Genomic DNA, 17,565 nt, shown 5'->3' on the forward strand with positions numbered 1-17,565 from the left:
CCTCATAAAATTTGACTAGAGATACTAAAACTAAACATTACATTTTCATTACAAATGTTACATTCAGCTAACAATCGACTGTAACGACCTGATTTTTGACAAAAAAAAACCAAAAGAACGATGCAATTTCAATGAAAAATTACTCTGTCTTTTGTTTTTTGTCTTCAAGAATCGCGGTTGGACAATATTTCAACCGAATTCCACTCATATCTAATGTGTCTACAGTATTTCTATAATATAGCATTTATCAATGATTGTCAACAACTTTTTGGCTTCGAATAATCCAGTAACCTTTATCGCGAGCAACCACTTCTGCATTACCGAAAACATCTTGCATCTTTTGTTGAGCGCTAGGTGCTCCTTGTTTTTTTTGGATAACAGCAGTTAAGGTTCCATTATCCTCTAAGTAATCATAGGCTTTACTTAAAATCTCGTGAACGATTTTTTTCCCAGCTCTAATTGGAGGGTTCGTTATGATTGCCGCAAAACGGCTCTTCTCATTTACTTGGTCATACATGGATGAAGCATAAATTTTTACGTTCGCCACTTGATTAGCTTGAGCATTTCGACGAGTTAAATCCAACGCACGCTCATTCACATCTACCATTTCAATCGTTCTTTTCGGATACAGTGTTGCAAGCGAAAGGCCGATTGGCCCATATCCACATCCAACGTCCAAAAGATTGCCTGTCGTTCCTTCTGCCAGCTCAAAAGAATCAATTAACAAACGAGATCCAAAATCTACCGTATTTTTAGAGAAAACACCTGAGTCCGTTATAAAACGAAACTCTTTTCCTCGTAATGAAAAGGTCCATGTTGTTTCATCGCTTTTGGCATTTGGATTTTTTGTATAGTAATGATCAGACATCACTTTCACTCCCTTTTACCAGAATCATTCTCATTTGAAATAATATTAACCTGCAGATTGAATTTAGTCCAAAAAGAAGGGCTGGAACATGGGTTCCAGCCCTAGTTGCAAGCAGAAGATTATTTAACTTCTACGCCTGCTCCAACTTCTTCTAATTGAGCTTTCAAAGCTTCAGCGTCTTCTTTAGATAGACCTTCTTTGATTACGCCAGGTGCTCCGTCAACTAATGCTTTAGCTTCTTTCAAGCCAAGGCCAGTTGCTTCACGAACAACTTTAATAACTTTGATTTTAGAATCTCCAGCAGAAGTTAATTCTACGTTAAATTCTGTTTGTTCTTCAGCTGCTGCTTCACCAGCGCCACCAGCTGCTGCTACAGGAGCTGCTGCCGTTACACCAAATTCTTCTTCGATTGCTTTAACTAAGTCGTTCAATTCAAGAACTGTTGCTTCTTTAATGTCAGCAATAATTTGTTCTACATTCAATGCCATTTTTAATTTCCTCCATTATTTTCGTTTTTTTATAGGATTTGTATTTTTACTTGTTTAAATAAAACAAGCTTGTTGATGTGTTCCTTTTTGAACACACTTTTTGTTATGCAGCTTCGTTATCTTTTTCAGATACTGCTTTAACAGCCAATGCAAAGTTGCGTACAGGTGCTTGTAATACTGAAAGCAACATAGACAACATTCCTTCGCGGTTTGGCAATTTAGCAAGAGCTTCGATTTCTTCTTTAGAAGAAACTTTGCCTTCGATAACGCCACCTTTGATTTCTAAATTATCTGCTTGTTTAGCAAAATCTGCAATAATTTTAGCAGGCGCTACAACATCTTCTGTACTGAATGCAACAGCAGTAGGTCCTTTAAAAATGTCTCCCATTCCTTCTAGACCTGCAGCTTCTGCAGCACGAGAAATAACTGAGTTTTTCAACACTTTCATTTCTACGCCAGCATCACGCAATTGTTTTCTTAGATCTGTCACCTCTGCAACAGTAAGACCTAAGTAATCAACTACGACAACTGAAGCAGATTCTTGCAATTTAGCTGTAGCATCTTCAACTAGTAGTTGTTTTTTAGCGATAGCAGCTTCACTCATCTTATCGTTCACCTCCTGAGATTCGAATAGAATTTTTTGTAAAACAAAAAACTCTATGCCACCTAGACATAGAGGATCCATTGTTTATGAACTGGATTCTTCCTCGGCAGGATGATTAAGGCAATTGCCCCCTGCTGTCTTCGGCAAGACATATATTTTAACCTAGATGATTGTACCAGAGACAACCACCTAGGTCAAGTTATATTTTAAAATTATTTACCAAATGAGTTTGAATCTACTTTGACACCAGGTCCAAACGTAGAAGCAACGCTCAAGTTTTTGATGTATTGTCCTTTTGCAGATGCTGGTTTAGCACGCAAAACTACATCATGGATTGTGCGGAAGTTTTCAATTAATTTTTCGTTATCAAAAGATACCTTTCCGATTGGAACATGGATGTTACCTTGCTTATCAGCACGGTATGTAACTTTACCAGCTTTGATTTCTTCAACAGCTTTTGTTACGTCCATTGTAACTGTTCCAGTTTTAGGGTTTGGCATTAAGCCTTTAGGTCCTAATACGCGACCTAGACGGCCTACTTCACCCATCATATCAGGGGTTGCTACAACAACGTCAAAGTCGAACCAGCCGCCTTGGATTTTTTGAGCCAAGTCTGCTTCTCCAACGTAGTCTGCTCCAGCAGCTTCAGCTTCTTTAGCTTTTTCGCCTTTAGCAAACACTAATACGCGTTGTGTTTTACCAGTACCATGCGGTAATACAACTGCCCCACGGATTTGTTGATCATTTTTACGAGTGTCAATGCCTAAACGGTATGCAACTTCAATTGTTGCATCGAATTTAGCAAAGTCAACTTCTTTTACCAATGCTAATGCTTCTTCAGCAGTATAATTTTTTGTTTTTTCTACTTTCTCAAGAGCAGCACGGAATTGTTTACTTTTTTTAGCCATGTTATTTCCTCCTTGATTGTGGTTTTAACGGTTCTACCTCCCACTTACAGTTTTTGCCTTCTTACTATAATAGAAGATAAGCAAAAAGCTGCATGAGAAGCTGCTTGATTATTAGTCTTGAATAGTAATACCCATTGAACGAGCAGTACCTTCGACCATACGCATAGCAGCTTCTACGTCTGCTGCATTTAAATCTTGCATTTTTACTTCAGCAATTTCTTTTACTTGATCACGAGTTACAGAGCCAACTTTATTTTTGTTTGGTTCTCCGGATGCCTTATCCAATCCAGCTGCTTTTTTAAGTAACACTGGAGCTGGAGGAGTTTTTGTAATGAATGTGAATGAACGATCTTCAAACACAGTGATTACAACCGGAATAATCATTCCTGCTTGTTCTTGAGTGCGAGCATTAAATTCTTTACAGAATCCCATAATGTTCACGCCAGCTTGACCTAATGCAGGACCTACTGGTGGAGCAGGGGATGCCTTACCTGCAGGAATTTGCAACTTAACTAATTTCATAACTTTTTTAGCCACGATACATACCTCCTTGATTGTTCGTGATGTGGTTTAATGGGGTTAAGATTTCCCCTCCCACACTTATCATACGCCTAAACGCACTGATGAATTATAGCAGATTTTTTTTCGCTTTGCAAGTATTTAAGCATTTTTTTATTAACTGTGTAAACGAGTCTTGTCAAAACTTCAAAGCATAGATACAAACAGGAAGAAAACATAAAATGCCTTCCTCCTGCCTCTTTGTTTTTATATTTTATCTACTTGATCGTAATCTAATTCAGCAATCGTTTCCCGGCCGAACATTTCGATTAGTACTTTTAATTTACCTTTTTCAGAATCTACTTCTTCTACGATACCTGACAAGTTATTGAATGCTCCTTCAGTGATTGTCACACTCTCACCTTTTTCGAAGTTTGTATCATGTATACGCGTACTCATACCCATGCGTTTTAGAATCCACTCAATTTCATCAGGTAATAGAGGAGCCGGCTTGCTTCCCGCGCCGTGAGAGCCAACAAATCCTGTTACACCTGGTGTGTTACGTACCACATACCAAGATTCATCCGACATGATCATCTCAACTAGCACATAACCTGGGAAAGTTTTGTGAACTTTCTTCTTTTCTTCCCCATCTTTTATTTCTACTTCTTCTTCTTCCGGCACAACCACACGAAAAATATGATTTTCCATGTTCATACTTTGTGCACGAGACTCAAGGTTCATTTTTACTTTATTTTCGTATCCAGAATAAGTATGTAAAACATACCAACTCTTTTCGTTCTCAACAGTTTCCAATAATCTCACTTCTTTCTTTTATTTGTCAGCTAGTTAGTATTGATTTATCGTATATAAAAAAACCTTTCAGTTTTAGAAAGGTTTTTCTTTATCGTCCATATTATAGCAAAACAAACATCATTTTACCATATTTCCCTATTTAACGGGAGTAAAATTAATTCATAATTAAACCTAACAATTCAGTAATCCCAAAATCCACAACTGCAAAAAAGGCAGCGAATAGCAGAACCGTTACCACTACTGTACTTGTGTATTTAGAAAGTTCTTTTCCAGTTGGCCAAGTTACTTGCTTCATTTCGTCTTTAACGCTTTTCAAGAATTTCATAGAGTACTCACTCCTCTTTTAAAATTATTTCGTTTCTTTATGCAGGGTATGTTTTGCGCAGTATCTACAAAACTTTTTAACTTCTAATCGTTTTGTGCGACTTTTTTCAGTAGGTGTAATGGTGTAATTTCTTGAACCACATACAGTACAAGCTAGCGCAGCGTTTTTGTGAACCATCGTCGCTCACCTCTCTTCATTAATTACAAAACTTACGAAAGTTTTTTATTTAATCGGATTTTTATAAATTTCTTTAGGTAAATAAAGATACCCTTTAATAGTAGAGGTATCAGCCTTTCTTGTCAATCAACTTTTTCTCTTAACTAAAAATAATCCCAATGATCAATAAGACGATCTGTAAGGAGTGAAGCAAAACAAGATTTTTTATTGCAATGCCGAATGTTGTCGCCTTATCAGGATTTGCTACAAAACGCTTGATGTTTCTTTGAATCAGCGGAAAAAGTAATAAAACTGCAAGCATCCATGGTGTAGTGGTTCCTAATAACACTGCTAGCACAATGGCCACAAAGACGCTGTAGTATAAAATTGCATACACCTTCAAAGCAATCGATTTACCAATATAATAGACAAGCGTGTAACGATGGTTGCTAATATCTGTTTCGTAATCACAAATGTTATTCGCTAACATAATATTCGCTATTGTAAAAACTAACGGCAAAGAGTTTAAGAATACGACTAAAACGGAGACGATATTTCCTTCTAGAGAGAAAAGCGGCCAATCTACGCTCAAATACATTAAATAACTCTCCGGTACATTAATAAATACTGCGATGAAGAAAATACCAAATCCCATCGTAATCCCAGATAACACTTCACCTAACGGCATTCGCGATATCGGAAAAGGACCGAATGTATAAAAAATCCCTACTAAAAAGCAAACTATCCCTAATATAAGCAACAATACATTCGTACGGTAGGTAAGCACCAAGCCGACAACAGCTGCAAAGCTCACCATTCCAATAATTAATTGCGTTGCTTTCTTAACAGAAATGCCCGCTTTCCCTAAAATATTCTCTTCATTACGATACAGCGTATTTTTTGCTTTGACATAGTCCATTGTGTTATTAATCGCAGTTGTCGCCATATCAAACACAATCATCGCTATAAAAAATAGTAAGGTATTAAAAAAATTAAAAGAAGAAAAATGATAAGAAGCATATAGCATTCCTAATAAAAAAGGAAAAAGACTAGCTAATTTCGTTTTTATTTCCACAAGTTCTAAAAAAATTGGCAAAGTTAACATTTATACACCTACTCTTCCATTAATGTGTATGCTTCATTTGTTAATTGAAAGTTCTCTTTTATTCCATCGGAAAGGTAAACTTCTTTATCTTTTGTAATAAAGACTGCATCAACATCGTTGCGGCCATTCACGTAATCGAGCCCAGCTTCCAGTCCTAAGCCGAATACCAAGGTCGAAAGAGCATCACCGTCAACGGATTTTTCGGAAATAATAGAAATTCCTGCAATTTCGTTATCAAAAGGGTAACCTGTATTTGGATTCATGAGATGATGATAAACTTGACCGTCCACTTCTATATAGCGCTCATAGATACCAGAAGTAACGATGGATCGATCTGTTTGTTGAGTGGAACCGATGCTTTCACCGCGCTCTGCGAGTGGATCTTGAATTCCCACATTCCAAACTTCTCCATCTCGACTTGGAGAGCCTCCCATCACAAACACATTCCCGCCTAAATCAATAATGGCACTTGTAATACCCTCTTCTAAAAACAACTCGTGAACCTGATCAGTCATATAGCCTTTTGCAATCGCGCCTAAGTCAAGTTCCATATTTTCATCCGGCAAAAAAACAGAATGGTCTTCATCATTAAATTCTACTCTTGTAAAATCAATTGATTGTAAAGCCTGATCGATTTCTTCTTGGGATGGTTTTCGAGCATCATCAAAACCGATGCGCCACAAGTTCGTAATGGAACCAATCGCATAATTAAACTGGCCACCCACTTCGTCGCTGTATTCATCCGCAATCTTCAATAATTCATAGACTTCTTCCGAAACGGCAACAGGATGCTCACCTGCCGCCTCATTAATTGCGGATATTTCTGAATCCATTGTCTCACCTGTAATTTTATCAGCAAGATCGCGAACAAGAGCAAAGCCCTTTTCTAATGTTTCTTCTTTTCCTTCATTAAAAATACGTAACGTAACATACGTCCCCATCAAAAACTCTGTATTTTCATATGCTTGCTTGCGTAGTTTTTCTGTCTTATTCCCACCGCATCCGGTTAAGACAACCGCAATAAGAATAAGAGCTAGAAATAATCGAGAAACACTGCGAGAATTTCGCATTCCATCCACTCCTTATTAAAAAATCTGTTGCTTAATTCTAACACGCAAATTAGAAAAGCAGGACAAGTCCCACTTTCTATCAAATTTATAAAATCTTCACCGCAAAAAAGAGCTGGACAAATGTCCCAGCCCTCTTCAAATCTTTGTATTTACTTTTACTATTTGTTAAAAATAGAATTAGTTATCGATTTCGATTGTTTCTGTGTTTCCTTCTTTAGCTGCATCAACTAATTGTTGTGCGTATACTTTGAAGTTTTCAGAAGAATGTGTAGCTCCAGTTACAACTTCTACTTCAGCAGGATCTTGTTTTTCAACTAATTGTTCGTTTAATTCTGGCAAGTAATCTTGTGGACCAGTACCAACTTTGTCAGCCATAGCTGTTTGGTAACCTTCGTCTTCAGATTTCTTTTCGCCAGCTTCATTTAAGTAGTCATAATCAGATGATGAGATTTCTCCATCTGTCACTTCAATTGTGAAGTCAACTTTCCAACCATTGTCATCTAAGTTTTTTTCTACCAATTTATAAGTACCATCTTGCAAACCTGTTACTTCATCAGTACCTACTGCTGATTCTGCTGATGAATCTGAAACAGTACCAGTATCTGTTTCAGTATCTCCGCTTCCACAAGCTGCTAAAAGAAGAGTAGATGCTAAAGTTAATGTCCATACGGATAGTTTTTTATTAAAAGCCATGTAAATACCACCTTTTTTATTTTTGTTGTAAAGCCAGTGGCCCACCTGCCAAAAACTTCACAAATTCATTACACCGTTATATTACCATCTACAAGAAGCCATTGCAATTAAAATCTCTAAAGGATGAGAAAAACAGCGTTATTTTTTTCTGTTTTTTTATTAAATTCTCACTTTGAAAAATATAAACCCTTTTCTTTTCTGCATTTCCCTAAAAATTTCTTTGCAGCATTTGCTCAGTAATACGCGATATCGATATCTTCGCATCAACATCCGGTAAATTCTTGATTTGTTTCAAAGCTTTATTGGTATATTTCGCTGCTAATTCACGTGCTTTTTCAATGCCGCCCGATTCTTCTACAATCTTAAGAACTTGCAATAATTCTTCATCCGTAATGGATTCTTTTTTCAGAAGATACGGTTCGATTTCTTTTTTCTTCGTCTCCATCGCATACAGTAATGGGGCAGTATAAATACCGTTTCGTAAATCTTGCATAGGCGGTTTGCCAATTTTTTTAGCATCATAAGAATAATCTAGAATATCATCAGTAATTTGAAAGGCCATACCAATATTATTTCCAATCTGATAAGCCTGTTTAGCGAATTTCTCATCACGGCTGTATGCTCCGGAATAGCAACTTAAAGCAAACAGCTGCGCAGTTTTGCCTTTTACTTGACTGAGGTAGTCCCGCATCCGCATTTTAACCGCATATTTTTTTGACATCTGATTTAACTCACCAATTAAAATGGTCTCCATCCCTTTTGTATCCAAGGGGACTTCTCCTGCTTCATTCACATAATCTTGAAGCAACCTAAAACAAACTGTAAATAGATAATCTCCTGTATAAACAGCGATCCGATTATTATAAGCAGCGTTCATTGTTGCTTGACCGCGACGAATATTCGATTCATCAATGACATCATCGTGAATCAAGGTCGCCATATGCAGTACTTCAACAGCTGCTGCGAGCGCTCTGGATTTTTCAACATTTTGCTTGCTCGAAAATTGTGAAAATAGAATGGTGTAGGCTGGACGTAATAACTTTCCGCCAGAAAACAACATTTCTTTTATTTTATTTTGTACTTCTATATTTTTAATCCTAATATGTTCTTCAATCAGCGAAATTGTTGCTTCCAGCTCATTGCGTAGGGCCGGATACTCATCCCACATTGGATGAATCTTCATGCTTCCTTCACACTCCCTGTCTCAATCCTTTTTTACGAAATGACATCTAAACCATCTATATTATCGACTGGCTGATCGGATGTTACTTCGACCAACAAACGATGCGGCAGACAAAGAATCGTCTCTCCCACAGCATCAATTGCATTCATGCGTACACACACTTGGTCACCACAGTTCGCTTCAGTTATCTCAACCGATGTACCAGTTCGAACGATGACATTTTCGTGACCGTGATCATCAACATAGTAGAACGCTTCAGTTTCTCCATCATCTACTAAATCAAAGACCTTCATTGCTTTACCGTCAACCTTCACAATTGCCTGCAAATCGGAATCATTCGCTTTGGCTTGATAGTAGGTAAACACTCCTAACGGTAAAAAAGATGCCATCATTAATAACAAAACGATGATTACATCTCCACGACGAATCATTTTTATATATTTCATCATGAAATCTTTTGCCTCCTCTAGAGGATTTTCTTTCTTACAAGATAAACAAAAAAAGAGAGTAAGGCAAGTTTCCCTACCTTAACCTCTGCTGAGTTTTATTCAATCTATTTTTCAACGCCTGGTTCGTAAATCGATTTAATATCGCCGTACCACCACTTACCTAGTTTTTTCTGTATCCATGGTATGACATAGTAATCCAATCCAACTGCACGTCCTGAACCATTCATTAAGGAAATTGCTACAGGAACAAACCACATGTTTACCCAATAGAACATCCCAGATAAGGAGAATGAAACAACTAACGCTACTGTTGTTGCGTTTGCTAACCAAGTAAATAGTCCGACAATGATTGCGAGACCAATTGCAATTTCAACAAGAGTCATGAATTTTTGGAAGAACAAAGCTACTTCTACGTTAGGAATCATAAATTCCATGATTTTTGAGAACCAGCCTGGCATTTCTTTCAATACCATCATCGGCTCTTCACCATAAACGTAGTTCAATCCGAATACCGCATGTGACACTTCCTCGACTGCTTCTGTTGCGCCAGATGTTGGATCTTGCAACCATGAGAATGGTAAAACAACATCATTGCCAAACCAAGACGTAGAGCCGAAGAGACCAAAGGCTTTCTTCAGACCTTCAAAGAGCCACATACTACCATAAAATACTCGCAACGGAAGATTCCAAAGAACATTTCCGTATCTTGATAGATGTTTACGGAAAATACTACGGCCATCTCTAATATGGAAGAATTCATGGTGAATATACTTCACAAAATAGAACAAGGAACCGATTGTCAAGAAATAGAACAAGTTAATTAAATGCTTCACAGCCATTGCAATGAAACCACTCAAATGAATTTTATCCATTAAGTACGCTACACCATAGCGAGAACCGATTGAAATCATGAAGCCTTGGTAATTTCCTTTATGTTCTGTCTTTTCTTTTCCATCAATCGTTGCAATGATGTTGGCTGCTGCCGTATGTCCTGTTTGTTCGGCACTTTGAACAATTTGAGGAACCGGGCGATTATCTTTGTCAGGTTCTTCGTAGTAAACAATATCTCCTGCTAAATAAACATCTTCCACTCCTTGAGCTTCCATGTATTTATTTGCAACAAGACGTCCAGCACGTGCGCGCTCGATGCCATATTCAGCTACATCAGAATTCGCTTTTACTCCAGCTGTCCAGATCAGTGTATGAGTAGGAATGACAGTACCATCTGTTAACTCAATCAAATTTGGTTCAACTTTCGCAACACCGTTTCCTTTAATAATGTTTACGCCATTCTTCTTCAAGTATTTTTCAGCTTTAGAAGATTCTTTTTCAGTTACTACTCCTAGAATAATTGGAGCAGCTTCAACTAAATGGAAACTAAATTCTTCTGGATCAAGTTTGTTATCTTCAGCCAGACGATCTTTCCATTCCATTAAGTCTCCGATCATTTCCACACCAGTAAAACCAGCACCAGAAACAACCATAGTCAACATTGCTTTACGTTTCTCTTTATCATGCTCGATTGCCGCAGCTTCTACCGTGTCTTTGATGTGACGACGCAAAGTATTTGCATCTTCCCAAGACCACAATGTGAATCCATGTTCTTCTACACCAGGAATGTTAAAGGTGTTAGGCTCGCCGCCCATTGCAATAATCAAATGATCATATTGGAAAACTGTTTTCTCAGTTGTTACTTCCTTTTTATCATGGTCCACATGTTTAACTTCATCTGTAACGATATCCACGTTTTTATTACGATTGAATAAACGCTTCAAGTCATATTGAATTGCATCCGGTTCTACACGGCCAGCTGCCACTTCATGAAGTTCAGTCATATACGTTTGATAAGAATGACGATCAATCAATGTAATTAAAACGTCGTCGTTCTTTTTAAAATGTTTCGCTAGCTTTTTAGTAGCTGCAACACCAGCAAAACCAGCGCCAATCACAACAATATTCGTTTTTGCCATTGTATATTCTCCCTCTATTATCTATAAAGTAAATAAGTCCTATGATAACTTTTACATGTATTTTTTTTAACAAAGTTGAATCTACTTACTATTTATCAACTCACCCCAATATTATAAAGCACTTGTGAAAATATGTCCATGAAAAATATCAATGAAAACTTAATTATTAAGACTTTTTAATTGATACCGATTACTTTACAAGCACTCAAAAAGCCTTCGTTGACCTAAAAGATGCCAATGAAGACTTTTATCTATTCCAAATTCTGGTATTCTTCTGTATAACTTGCCTCATACCATGCTCTTGTCAAACGATCTGTCCGTGCTCCTTCTCTTTGGAACTTTTGAATGGTCACAACATGCTCCATTAAATAATTGGCGGCAATTCCCACGGCAATTCCGGAGAAGATACCAGTAAAAGCTAACACGGGCAAATACAACATAACACTAAAAGAATGAGCGATAGTGCTTGCAACAATCAGCTGCCCGACATTATGTAAAATACCGCCTGTAGCACTCACACCGATTAAACTCACTCGACTTGGCCCCAAGCGCCTGACAAAAACCATTCCAAAGAAACTTAGAAAAGCTCCCGCAAAACTATATAGAAAGGTTGACAATGTTCCACCCAAAAAAGTGGAAATAATCAACCGCATCCACACTACAGTTAGACTCTCTTTATAAGGTAAAGTAAACAAAGCGAGTATGGTTACCATATTTGCCAACCCTAATTTCGCGCCTGGAGCAAAGGCAAAGGGAAACGGTATGGAACGCTCCAACAACGTAATCACAACGCCTTGCGCTGCTAATAAGGATATATATATTAATTTTTTATTTTTATTCATCACAGTAACCTTTGCTTCCTACATTTAAATAACTTTTCATATCCTAGTTTAGCATACTTCTTTTTGATACAGAACAAAGAGATACGAAAGAGGATGTATTTCTTTGCACTTTATTCTAAGAGATTTTTCATTTTTTGTCGGCATCGATCGTAGGCATACTGCACTTGCTTTGCACTCTTATTCGTTTTTTGTGCAATGGTTTCATAATCGTCACCTTTCATATAATTGCGAAAAACTTCCTTTTCAAAAGCTGACAAAGTCTCAAAGTAGCTATAAGACATTTCACGAACATGGATAATACTATCGATACCTTCTGCTTCTATTTTACGGGTTTCTGAAACATACTTGTCCGCAAAATCTAAATCTCCCACTCGTGTATACGAAGTTGTATTCTTTTCACTTTTACGTTTCAAAGCTGACTCTCTACGAATTAAACTAAAAATGCGGTTCTGTAACATTAATTTATAAAATCCAGCAAACTGCATCCCACGCTTTTCATCGTACTCCTTTATAGATCGATACAAAACGATTCTTGCTTCTTGAAAAAAATCTTCTCTTTCCAGCATTTTGAGGTGATAGGTCTTTTCAAACTTAAATATTAATGGATAAAAACGTTTGAAAAGTACATCAAAGTATTGCATATTCCCTTTCTTTAATAAATCTACCATCTCCTCAATTGTGAAACCGCTATCATTTTGACTGTTTTCTTGCATGTAAATTCCCCCCCAAATCTATTTTTTAAAACTTACCCTTCATTCAAAAAATCCCGCAAGTCTTTCAACAAGTCCAATTGTTCTTCTGTCAAAGAACCGCGTTTTTTCTGTGAGGCCGCTCGGAAATGGCGGCTTTCCAGCTGAATTGCTTGCGTAGAACGCTTGATTTCTTTGTAAAGCTCATTGGCTGACATACGATTAGCACCTCTGGCAAAGACAAGCTGTTGCTCAGCTAGGTCGCTTGTCGCCACTGTCACTTCGGTTAGGACATTCTTCAGTTTGTCTACAATGCCTTCAATAAAAGTATCAGCCGTCTCACCTTGTGCAGTGAAGACGACTCTTACTTTATATTTGGTATATTCTTTCGTAATACCAGGTACAAATTGGGCATCAAACACGACCCATACTTCTCGTCCTTCAAATTCTTGATAATTCGAAAGAATTACAAGAAGACGATCTCGTGCCTCTTCGATGAGATCACGGTTCTTTAATTTTACTAATTCTGGCCACGCTCCAATCATGTTATACCCATCCACAACTAAGATGTCCTTTTTCTTCATGATCTCACCTCTTTTCTTTTAAAATTCTACTTTTTATGGATTTCGTTTACGGAATACTTCATACATCATTAAAGCAGCAGCTACACTCGCATTTAGACTTTGTACGTGTCCAACCATTGGAATAGTAAGCAATCCATCTGCTGAGTCTTTTAAAATACGAGAAACACCTTTTCCTTCATTGCCAATGATCAGCGCTAAAGGTAAGGTCGTATCCCATTTTTGATAAGTCTGTCCTTCCATATCCGTTGCGTAGACCCAAACACCGCGTTCTTTTAAGTCAGAAATTGTACGACTTAAATTCGTTACACGAACAACGGGTACATGTTCAATTGCTCCGGTTGAAGCTTTTGCAACGGTACCGGTCAGACCCACTGCACGGCGCTTCGGAATAATAATCCCGTGACAGCCGCTCGCATCCGCCGTACGTAGAATCGACCCCAAATTATGCGGATCTTCGATTCCATCCAAGATAAGAAAAAATGGATCTTCGCCTTTTTCAGCAGCAATATCAAATAAATCATCTAACGTTGCATACTGAAAAGCTGCCGTAGCTAACATGATTCCTTGATGAACTCCATTGTCAGATAGTAAATCCAGTTTACTTTTTGGAACTACTTGAATTTGAATATGGCGCTCTTTCGCTAATTCTAAAATTTCACCAATTCTCTCGCCGCCAATACCTTCTTGTAAAAACAACTTATTAATATCGCGTTCTGATTTTAATGTCTCCAAAACGGCATGCTTGCCGATTACAAAGTCCTCAGACTGCTGTTCTGCTCTCTCGACTTTCCCCTTTTCAAAAGAACGTTGCGGCTGTTTTTTCTGTTTCCGTTTTTTTGGATCATCTGAACGATTTGGTTTTCTGTTTTGTTTATTCATTTATTTTCATCCTCAACTCGTTTTATACACCATTGGACAAGTTCTTGAAGACGTTCTTTCTGCTTGGTCATATGTAAATAACCCATCAATGCTTCAAAACCGGTAGAAATCCGGTATGTTGTGACATCCGCATTCTTCGCGGTTGTATGGCTTTTGGCATTGCGTCCTCGTTTGTATATCAGTGTCTCTTCCTCTGTTAGAAAAGTTTCATCCTCTAGCATATCTTGCATCAACACTGCTTGTGCTTTTGCAGAAACGTAATGAGTAGCTTTCCGATGAAGGTCATTCGGCTTCGTCCAACCCTTTTCTAACAAATGTTCACGAATAAAAACTTCATAAGCTGCGTCACCTATATAAGCCAGCGCTAAGCCGTTTAATAAATCCCATTGCTTTTCTGTCATGCTCGTCTCCATCTAGTTCCTTGCGGCGTATCATCCAAGATAATGCCTTGATCTTTTAAGTAATCTCGAATTTCATCGCTACGAGCGAAATCTTTGTTTTTTCTTGCTTCTATCCGCTCTTCAATCAATGCATGCACTTCTTCATCCAGCATCGTTTCCTGTTCCAGCTTGATGCCAAAAATACTCATGATTTCCTGTAAAACCCGCACTGCCTCAGTTAAAACGTTAAGCGAAACCGTTTTTCGTTCGGTATAAAGATTTAATTCTTTTGCAAATTGATAAATAACGGTCATAGCATTGTCTGTTTGAAAATCATCGTCCATTTCCTTAACAAAACGTTGTTCCAAATCTTTGAAATGAGTCACGTCTTGTGGGTCCCCATCCAGTGACTCCACTGCATCGCTTTTACGATAATCCGCATTGAGATAGGCATGTTTTATCTTATCTAAGTTAATGGTCGCTTCCTCAATGGCCTTTTCACCGAACTTGATTGGCCGACGGTAGTGAGACGTTGCTAACAAGAATCGTAAAATTTGAGGATCCAATTCTTTTAAAATATCATGCACTAATACAAAGTTTCCAAGTGATTTACTCATTTTTTCGCCCGATTCACCCAAGGTTACAAAGCCATTGTGCATCCAATAGTTCGCAAAAGTTTTACCTGTTTTTGCTTCACTTTGGGCAATCTCATTTTCATGGTGCGGAAATGTCAAATCATGTCCGCCACCGTGAATGTCAATCGTTTCCCCCAAATACTTTGTAGCCATTACAGAACATTCGATATGCCAACCTGGACGTCCTGCGCCCCAAGGAGAATCCCAAGATATTTCGCCTTCTTTCGCTGCTTTCCAAAGAGCAAAATCAATCGGATTTTCTTTTTTGCGGTTTTCCTCTTCTTCAAGGCGTTCACTTGCGCCAATTTTTAGATCTTTGATGGATTGATCGCTTAACTTCCCATATCCCTCAAATTTTTCTGTTCGATAATAGACATCGCCTTCCACTGCATAGGCGTACCCTTTATCAACGAGAACTTGAATAAAGGCGATAATATCAGGAATATTATCCATCACTCGAGGATGCAAGGTTGCCGCCTTCACTTCTAAAGCTTCTGTATCGTGTTCAAAAGCTTTTATGAATTTATCAGCAACTTCAGCAGGGGAGAGTTTCATTTCCTTTGCTGCTCGGATGATTTTATCATCGACATCAGTGAAATTGGAGACAAAATTAACGTCATAACCACGGTACTCAAAATATCGGCGAATTGTATCAAATGCTACTGTGCTACGGGAATTCCCAATGTGGATATAATTATAGACAGTGGGTCCGCAGACGTACATCTTCACCTTTCCTGTTTCTATTGGTTGAAACTCTTCTTTATTCCGGGTTAGCGTATTATATATTTTAATCATCCGTCGCTCCTTTCTGTTTAGTTTTAATAGAAGCGGACCCTTCTTATTCATAGAGATATTTCAATCCCTCATATTTAAAGGAATTTTCCCTACATGAAAAGAGTCCGCATTCTATTCAATAAACATTTTTATTTTTTCAATAATGTTAATACTTGTTCTAAATGATTCAAACTCTTCTCTTTTCCAAGAACTTCAATCGTTTTTCCTAATTCAGGTCCGTGCATCTCTCCACTGATCGCGATTCGAATCGGCATGAACAAATTTTTACCTTTTATTTTCGTGTCTTTTTGAACTTGTTTAATTGCAGCTTTAATGTTTGCTTCTTCAAAAGGCTCTACTTCCGGCAACAAAGCTTTGAAAGCTTCTAATACTACAGGAACCGTTTCTCCAGTCAATATTTCTTTTTCTGCTTCGTCTAATTCCAATATTTCAGAGAAGAATAATTCTGATAACGGCACAATTTCAGCCGCATAACTCATTTGTTCATGATATAAAGAAACTAATTTTTTAACCCATCCTTGTGTCTCTTCTGATGCATTTTCAGGGACACGTCCTGCTTGTACAAGATGCTCAATTGCTAAAGGAACTACCTGATCCAAATCCGTTTCCTTCATATATTGATTGTTTACCCATTCTAGTTTCTTAGAATCAAAAGCAGCGGGTGACTTACTTAAGCGAGCTGGATCAAAAATCTTTATCAACTCTTCGCGGCTGAAGATTTCATCTTCACCGACTGGAGACCAGCCTAGTAATGTGATGAAGTTAAACATTGCTTCCGGCAGATAACCCAATTCACGATACTGACTGATGAATTGAAGGATTGCTTCATCACGTTTACTTAGTTTTTTCCCTGTTTCACTATTGATAATTAATGTCATATGTCCAAATTCCGGCACTGTCCATTCAAATGCTTCATAAATCATCATTTGTTTTGGTGTATTGGCAATATGATCGTCTCCGCGTAATACGTGAGTAATGCCCATCAAATGATCATCGATGACAACAGCGAAGTTATAGGTTGGGAAACCGTCGCGTTTGCGAATAATGAAGTCTCCTCCTACACTACTTGCTTCAAAATTAATTTCACCTTTTACAATATCATTGAAAGAATAAGTATTGTCTTTTGGAACACGGAAACGGATAACAGGTTCGATTCCTTGCGCTTCTTTTTCTTGTTGATCTGCTGGTGTCAAATGAGCGCAACGTCCACCATAATGCGGCATTTCTCCGCGAGCACGTTGTTGTTCTCTTTCTTCCTCTAGTTCTTCTTCCGTACAATAGCACTTATAGGCCCGGTTCGACAATAATAATTGGTCAATCATTGAATCATAAATATCTTTACGTTCCGATTGTCTATACGGTCCATATTCTCCAGGCTTGTCAGGACCTTCATCCCAGTCAATTCCTAACCATTGAAGGTTCTCCAACTGACTTTCTTCCCCATGTTCAATGTTTCGTTTCAGGTCAGTATCCTCAATACGGATAATAAACTCTCCATCATTATGTCGGGCAAATAAGTAGTTAAAAAGGGCTGTCCGTGCATTTCCTATGTGAAGATGTCCTGTTGGACTTGGTGCATAACGAACGCGAATTTTTTTAGTCATTAGTTTACTCTCCTTCATTCTTTT

General features: G+C 37.9%; 21 protein-coding genes and 1 other annotated feature. All 21 genes read right to left on the reverse strand.

Going from position 1 to position 17,565, the window contains the following annotated elements; translation table 11 throughout:
• Positions 1–247: 247 nt before the first annotated feature.
• The 21 genes from EJN90_RS05595 to gltX all read right to left on the reverse strand — a co-directional run bounded on the left by EJN90_RS05595 (position 248) and on the right by gltX (position 17,541).
• On the reverse strand, positions 248–868 hold the full coding sequence (locus tag EJN90_RS05595) for a class I SAM-dependent methyltransferase (protein ID WP_126109345.1): 621 nt from the start codon (positions 866–868) through the stop codon (positions 248–250).
• 119 nt (positions 869–987) lie between these two features.
• Positions 988–1,356, reverse strand: coding sequence for a 50S ribosomal protein L7/L12 (gene rplL / locus EJN90_RS05600; protein WP_126109347.1), 369 nt, complete (start codon positions 1,354–1,356; stop codon positions 988–990).
• A 103-nt stretch (positions 1,357–1,459) separates the two neighbouring features.
• The gene (gene rplJ, locus EJN90_RS05605; protein WP_126109349.1) at positions 1,460–1,960 is read right to left on the reverse strand and encodes a 50S ribosomal protein L10; all 501 of its coding nucleotides are present in this window, start codon (positions 1,958–1,960) and stop codon (positions 1,460–1,462) included.
• A gap of 35 nt (positions 1,961–1,995) precedes the next feature.
• Positions 1,996–2,122: a sequence feature (ribosomal protein L10 leader region), on the reverse strand.
• Between the two features lie 50 nt (positions 2,123–2,172).
• Positions 2,173–2,868: a 50S ribosomal protein L1 gene (gene rplA, locus EJN90_RS05610; RefSeq protein WP_126109351.1), complete on the reverse strand. Its 696-nt coding sequence runs from the start codon at positions 2,866–2,868 to the stop codon at positions 2,173–2,175.
• A gap of 111 nt (positions 2,869–2,979) precedes the next feature.
• Entirely contained in the window at positions 2,980–3,405 is a 426-nt protein-coding gene (gene rplK, locus EJN90_RS05615; protein WP_126109353.1) for a 50S ribosomal protein L11, read from the reverse strand.
• A 228-nt stretch (positions 3,406–3,633) separates the two neighbouring features.
• The gene (gene nusG, locus EJN90_RS05620; RefSeq protein ID WP_126109355.1) at positions 3,634–4,182 is read right to left on the reverse strand and encodes a transcription termination/antitermination protein NusG; all 549 of its coding nucleotides are present in this window, start codon (positions 4,180–4,182) and stop codon (positions 3,634–3,636) included.
• A gap of 154 nt (positions 4,183–4,336) precedes the next feature.
• Positions 4,337–4,507, reverse strand: a complete 171-nt coding sequence (gene secE, locus EJN90_RS05625) for a preprotein translocase subunit SecE (RefSeq protein WP_126109357.1) — start codon at positions 4,505–4,507, stop codon at positions 4,337–4,339.
• 24 nt (positions 4,508–4,531) lie between these two features.
• Complete coding sequence (gene rpmG, locus EJN90_RS05630) at positions 4,532–4,684, reverse strand: 50S ribosomal protein L33 (RefSeq protein WP_126109359.1); 153 nt, start codon at positions 4,682–4,684, stop codon at positions 4,532–4,534.
• A gap of 139 nt (positions 4,685–4,823) precedes the next feature.
• Positions 4,824–5,768: a 1,4-dihydroxy-2-naphthoate polyprenyltransferase gene (gene menA / locus EJN90_RS05635; RefSeq protein ID WP_126109361.1), complete on the reverse strand. Its 945-nt coding sequence runs from the start codon at positions 5,766–5,768 to the stop codon at positions 4,824–4,826.
• A gap of 8 nt (positions 5,769–5,776) precedes the next feature.
• Positions 5,777–6,838 carry an FAD:protein FMN transferase gene (locus EJN90_RS05640; protein ID WP_126109363.1) on the reverse strand — a complete coding sequence of 354 codons (1,062 nt, stop codon included), beginning with the start codon at positions 6,836–6,838 and terminating at the stop codon, positions 5,777–5,779.
• Between the two features lie 177 nt (positions 6,839–7,015).
• Complete coding sequence (locus EJN90_RS05645) at positions 7,016–7,531, reverse strand: FMN-binding protein (protein WP_126109365.1); 516 nt, start codon at positions 7,529–7,531, stop codon at positions 7,016–7,018.
• A 208-nt stretch (positions 7,532–7,739) separates the two neighbouring features.
• Positions 7,740–8,714, reverse strand: coding sequence for a polyprenyl synthetase family protein (locus EJN90_RS05650; RefSeq protein WP_126109367.1), 975 nt, complete (start codon positions 8,712–8,714; stop codon positions 7,740–7,742).
• A 32-nt stretch (positions 8,715–8,746) separates the two neighbouring features.
• Entirely contained in the window at positions 8,747–9,163 is a 417-nt protein-coding gene (locus EJN90_RS05655) for a NusG domain II-containing protein (RefSeq protein ID WP_126109369.1), read from the reverse strand.
• A 104-nt stretch (positions 9,164–9,267) separates the two neighbouring features.
• Positions 9,268–11,133 carry an FAD-dependent oxidoreductase gene (locus tag EJN90_RS05660; protein WP_126109371.1) on the reverse strand — a complete coding sequence of 622 codons (1,866 nt, stop codon included), beginning with the start codon at positions 11,131–11,133 and terminating at the stop codon, positions 9,268–9,270.
• A gap of 251 nt (positions 11,134–11,384) precedes the next feature.
• On the reverse strand, positions 11,385–11,975 hold the full coding sequence (locus EJN90_RS05665; protein WP_126109373.1) for a Gx transporter family protein: 591 nt from the start codon (positions 11,973–11,975) through the stop codon (positions 11,385–11,387).
• Positions 11,976–12,085: 110 nt separating this feature from the next.
• Positions 12,086–12,688, reverse strand: a complete 603-nt coding sequence (locus EJN90_RS05670; protein WP_126109375.1) for a sigma-70 family RNA polymerase sigma factor — start codon at positions 12,686–12,688, stop codon at positions 12,086–12,088.
• 32 nt (positions 12,689–12,720) lie between these two features.
• On the reverse strand, positions 12,721–13,248 hold the full coding sequence (locus EJN90_RS05675; protein WP_126109377.1) for an NYN domain-containing protein: 528 nt from the start codon (positions 13,246–13,248) through the stop codon (positions 12,721–12,723).
• Between the two features lie 33 nt (positions 13,249–13,281).
• Entirely contained in the window at positions 13,282–14,127 is an 846-nt protein-coding gene (gene rlmB / locus EJN90_RS05680; protein WP_126109379.1) for a 23S rRNA (guanosine(2251)-2'-O)-methyltransferase RlmB, read from the reverse strand.
• Positions 14,124–14,528, reverse strand: a complete 405-nt coding sequence (locus tag EJN90_RS05685) for a Mini-ribonuclease 3 (protein WP_126109381.1) — start codon at positions 14,526–14,528, stop codon at positions 14,124–14,126. The genes rlmB and EJN90_RS05685 overlap by 4 nt, the downstream gene beginning before the upstream one ends.
• Positions 14,525–15,937 carry a cysteine--tRNA ligase gene (gene cysS, locus EJN90_RS05690; protein ID WP_126109383.1) on the reverse strand — a complete coding sequence of 471 codons (1,413 nt, stop codon included), beginning with the start codon at positions 15,935–15,937 and terminating at the stop codon, positions 14,525–14,527. Before cysS ends, EJN90_RS05685 begins: the two co-directional genes overlap by 4 nt.
• A 128-nt stretch (positions 15,938–16,065) precedes the next feature.
• On the reverse strand, positions 16,066–17,541 hold the full coding sequence (gltX, locus tag EJN90_RS05695; protein ID WP_227872593.1) for a glutamate--tRNA ligase: 1,476 nt from the start codon (positions 17,539–17,541) through the stop codon (positions 16,066–16,068).
• Positions 17,542–17,565: the final 24 nt, after the last annotated feature.

The organism is Jeotgalibaca ciconiae (genome assembly GCF_003955755.1).
In the GTDB taxonomy this organism is placed as follows: Bacteria; Bacillota; Bacilli; order Lactobacillales; family Aerococcaceae; genus Jeotgalibaca; species Jeotgalibaca ciconiae.

Coding starts and splice junctions, on each gene's coding strand:
- rlmB (WP_126109379.1), bottom strand. CDS start 14,127: ATGAATAAACAAAACAGAAAACCAAATCGTTCAGATGATCCAAAAAAA.
- EJN90_RS05675 (WP_126109377.1), bottom strand. CDS start 13,248: ATGAAGAAAAAGGACATCTTAGTTGTGGATGGGTATAACATGATTGGA.
- cysS (WP_126109383.1), bottom strand. CDS start 15,937: ATGATTAAAATATATAATACGCTAACCCGGAATAAAGAAGAGTTTCAA.
- rplJ (WP_126109349.1), bottom strand. CDS start 1,960: ATGAGTGAAGCTGCTATCGCTAAAAAACAACTACTAGTTGAAGATGCT.
- gltX (WP_227872593.1), bottom strand. CDS start 17,541: ATGACTAAAAAAATTCGCGTTCGTTATGCACCAAGTCCAACAGGACAT.
- EJN90_RS05595 (WP_126109345.1), bottom strand. CDS start 868: ATGTCTGATCATTACTATACAAAAAATCCAAATGCCAAAAGCGATGAA.
- EJN90_RS05650 (WP_126109367.1), bottom strand. CDS start 8,714: ATGAAGATTCATCCAATGTGGGATGAGTATCCGGCCCTACGCAATGAG.
- rpmG (WP_126109359.1), bottom strand. CDS start 4,684: ATGGTTCACAAAAACGCTGCGCTAGCTTGTACTGTATGTGGTTCAAGA.
- EJN90_RS05660 (WP_126109371.1), bottom strand. CDS start 11,133: ATGGCAAAAACGAATATTGTTGTGATTGGCGCTGGTTTTGCTGGTGTT.
- EJN90_RS05685 (WP_126109381.1), bottom strand. CDS start 14,528: ATGACAGAAAAGCAATGGGATTTATTAAACGGCTTAGCGCTGGCTTAT.
- rplL (WP_126109347.1), bottom strand. CDS start 1,356: ATGGCATTGAATGTAGAACAAATTATTGCTGACATTAAAGAAGCAACA.
- menA (WP_126109361.1), bottom strand. CDS start 5,768: ATGTTAACTTTGCCAATTTTTTTAGAACTTGTGGAAATAAAAACGAAA.
- EJN90_RS05665 (WP_126109373.1), bottom strand. CDS start 11,975: ATGAATAAAAATAAAAAATTAATATATATATCCTTATTAGCAGCGCAA.
- EJN90_RS05640 (WP_126109363.1), bottom strand. CDS start 6,838: ATGCGAAATTCTCGCAGTGTTTCTCGATTATTTCTAGCTCTTATTCTT.
- EJN90_RS05655 (WP_126109369.1), bottom strand. CDS start 9,163: ATGATGAAATATATAAAAATGATTCGTCGTGGAGATGTAATCATCGTT.
- EJN90_RS05645 (WP_126109365.1), bottom strand. CDS start 7,531: ATGGCTTTTAATAAAAAACTATCCGTATGGACATTAACTTTAGCATCT.
- rplA (WP_126109351.1), bottom strand. CDS start 2,868: ATGGCTAAAAAAAGTAAACAATTCCGTGCTGCTCTTGAGAAAGTAGAA.
- secE (WP_126109357.1), bottom strand. CDS start 4,507: ATGAAATTCTTGAAAAGCGTTAAAGACGAAATGAAGCAAGTAACTTGG.
- EJN90_RS05670 (WP_126109375.1), bottom strand. CDS start 12,688: ATGCAAGAAAACAGTCAAAATGATAGCGGTTTCACAATTGAGGAGATG.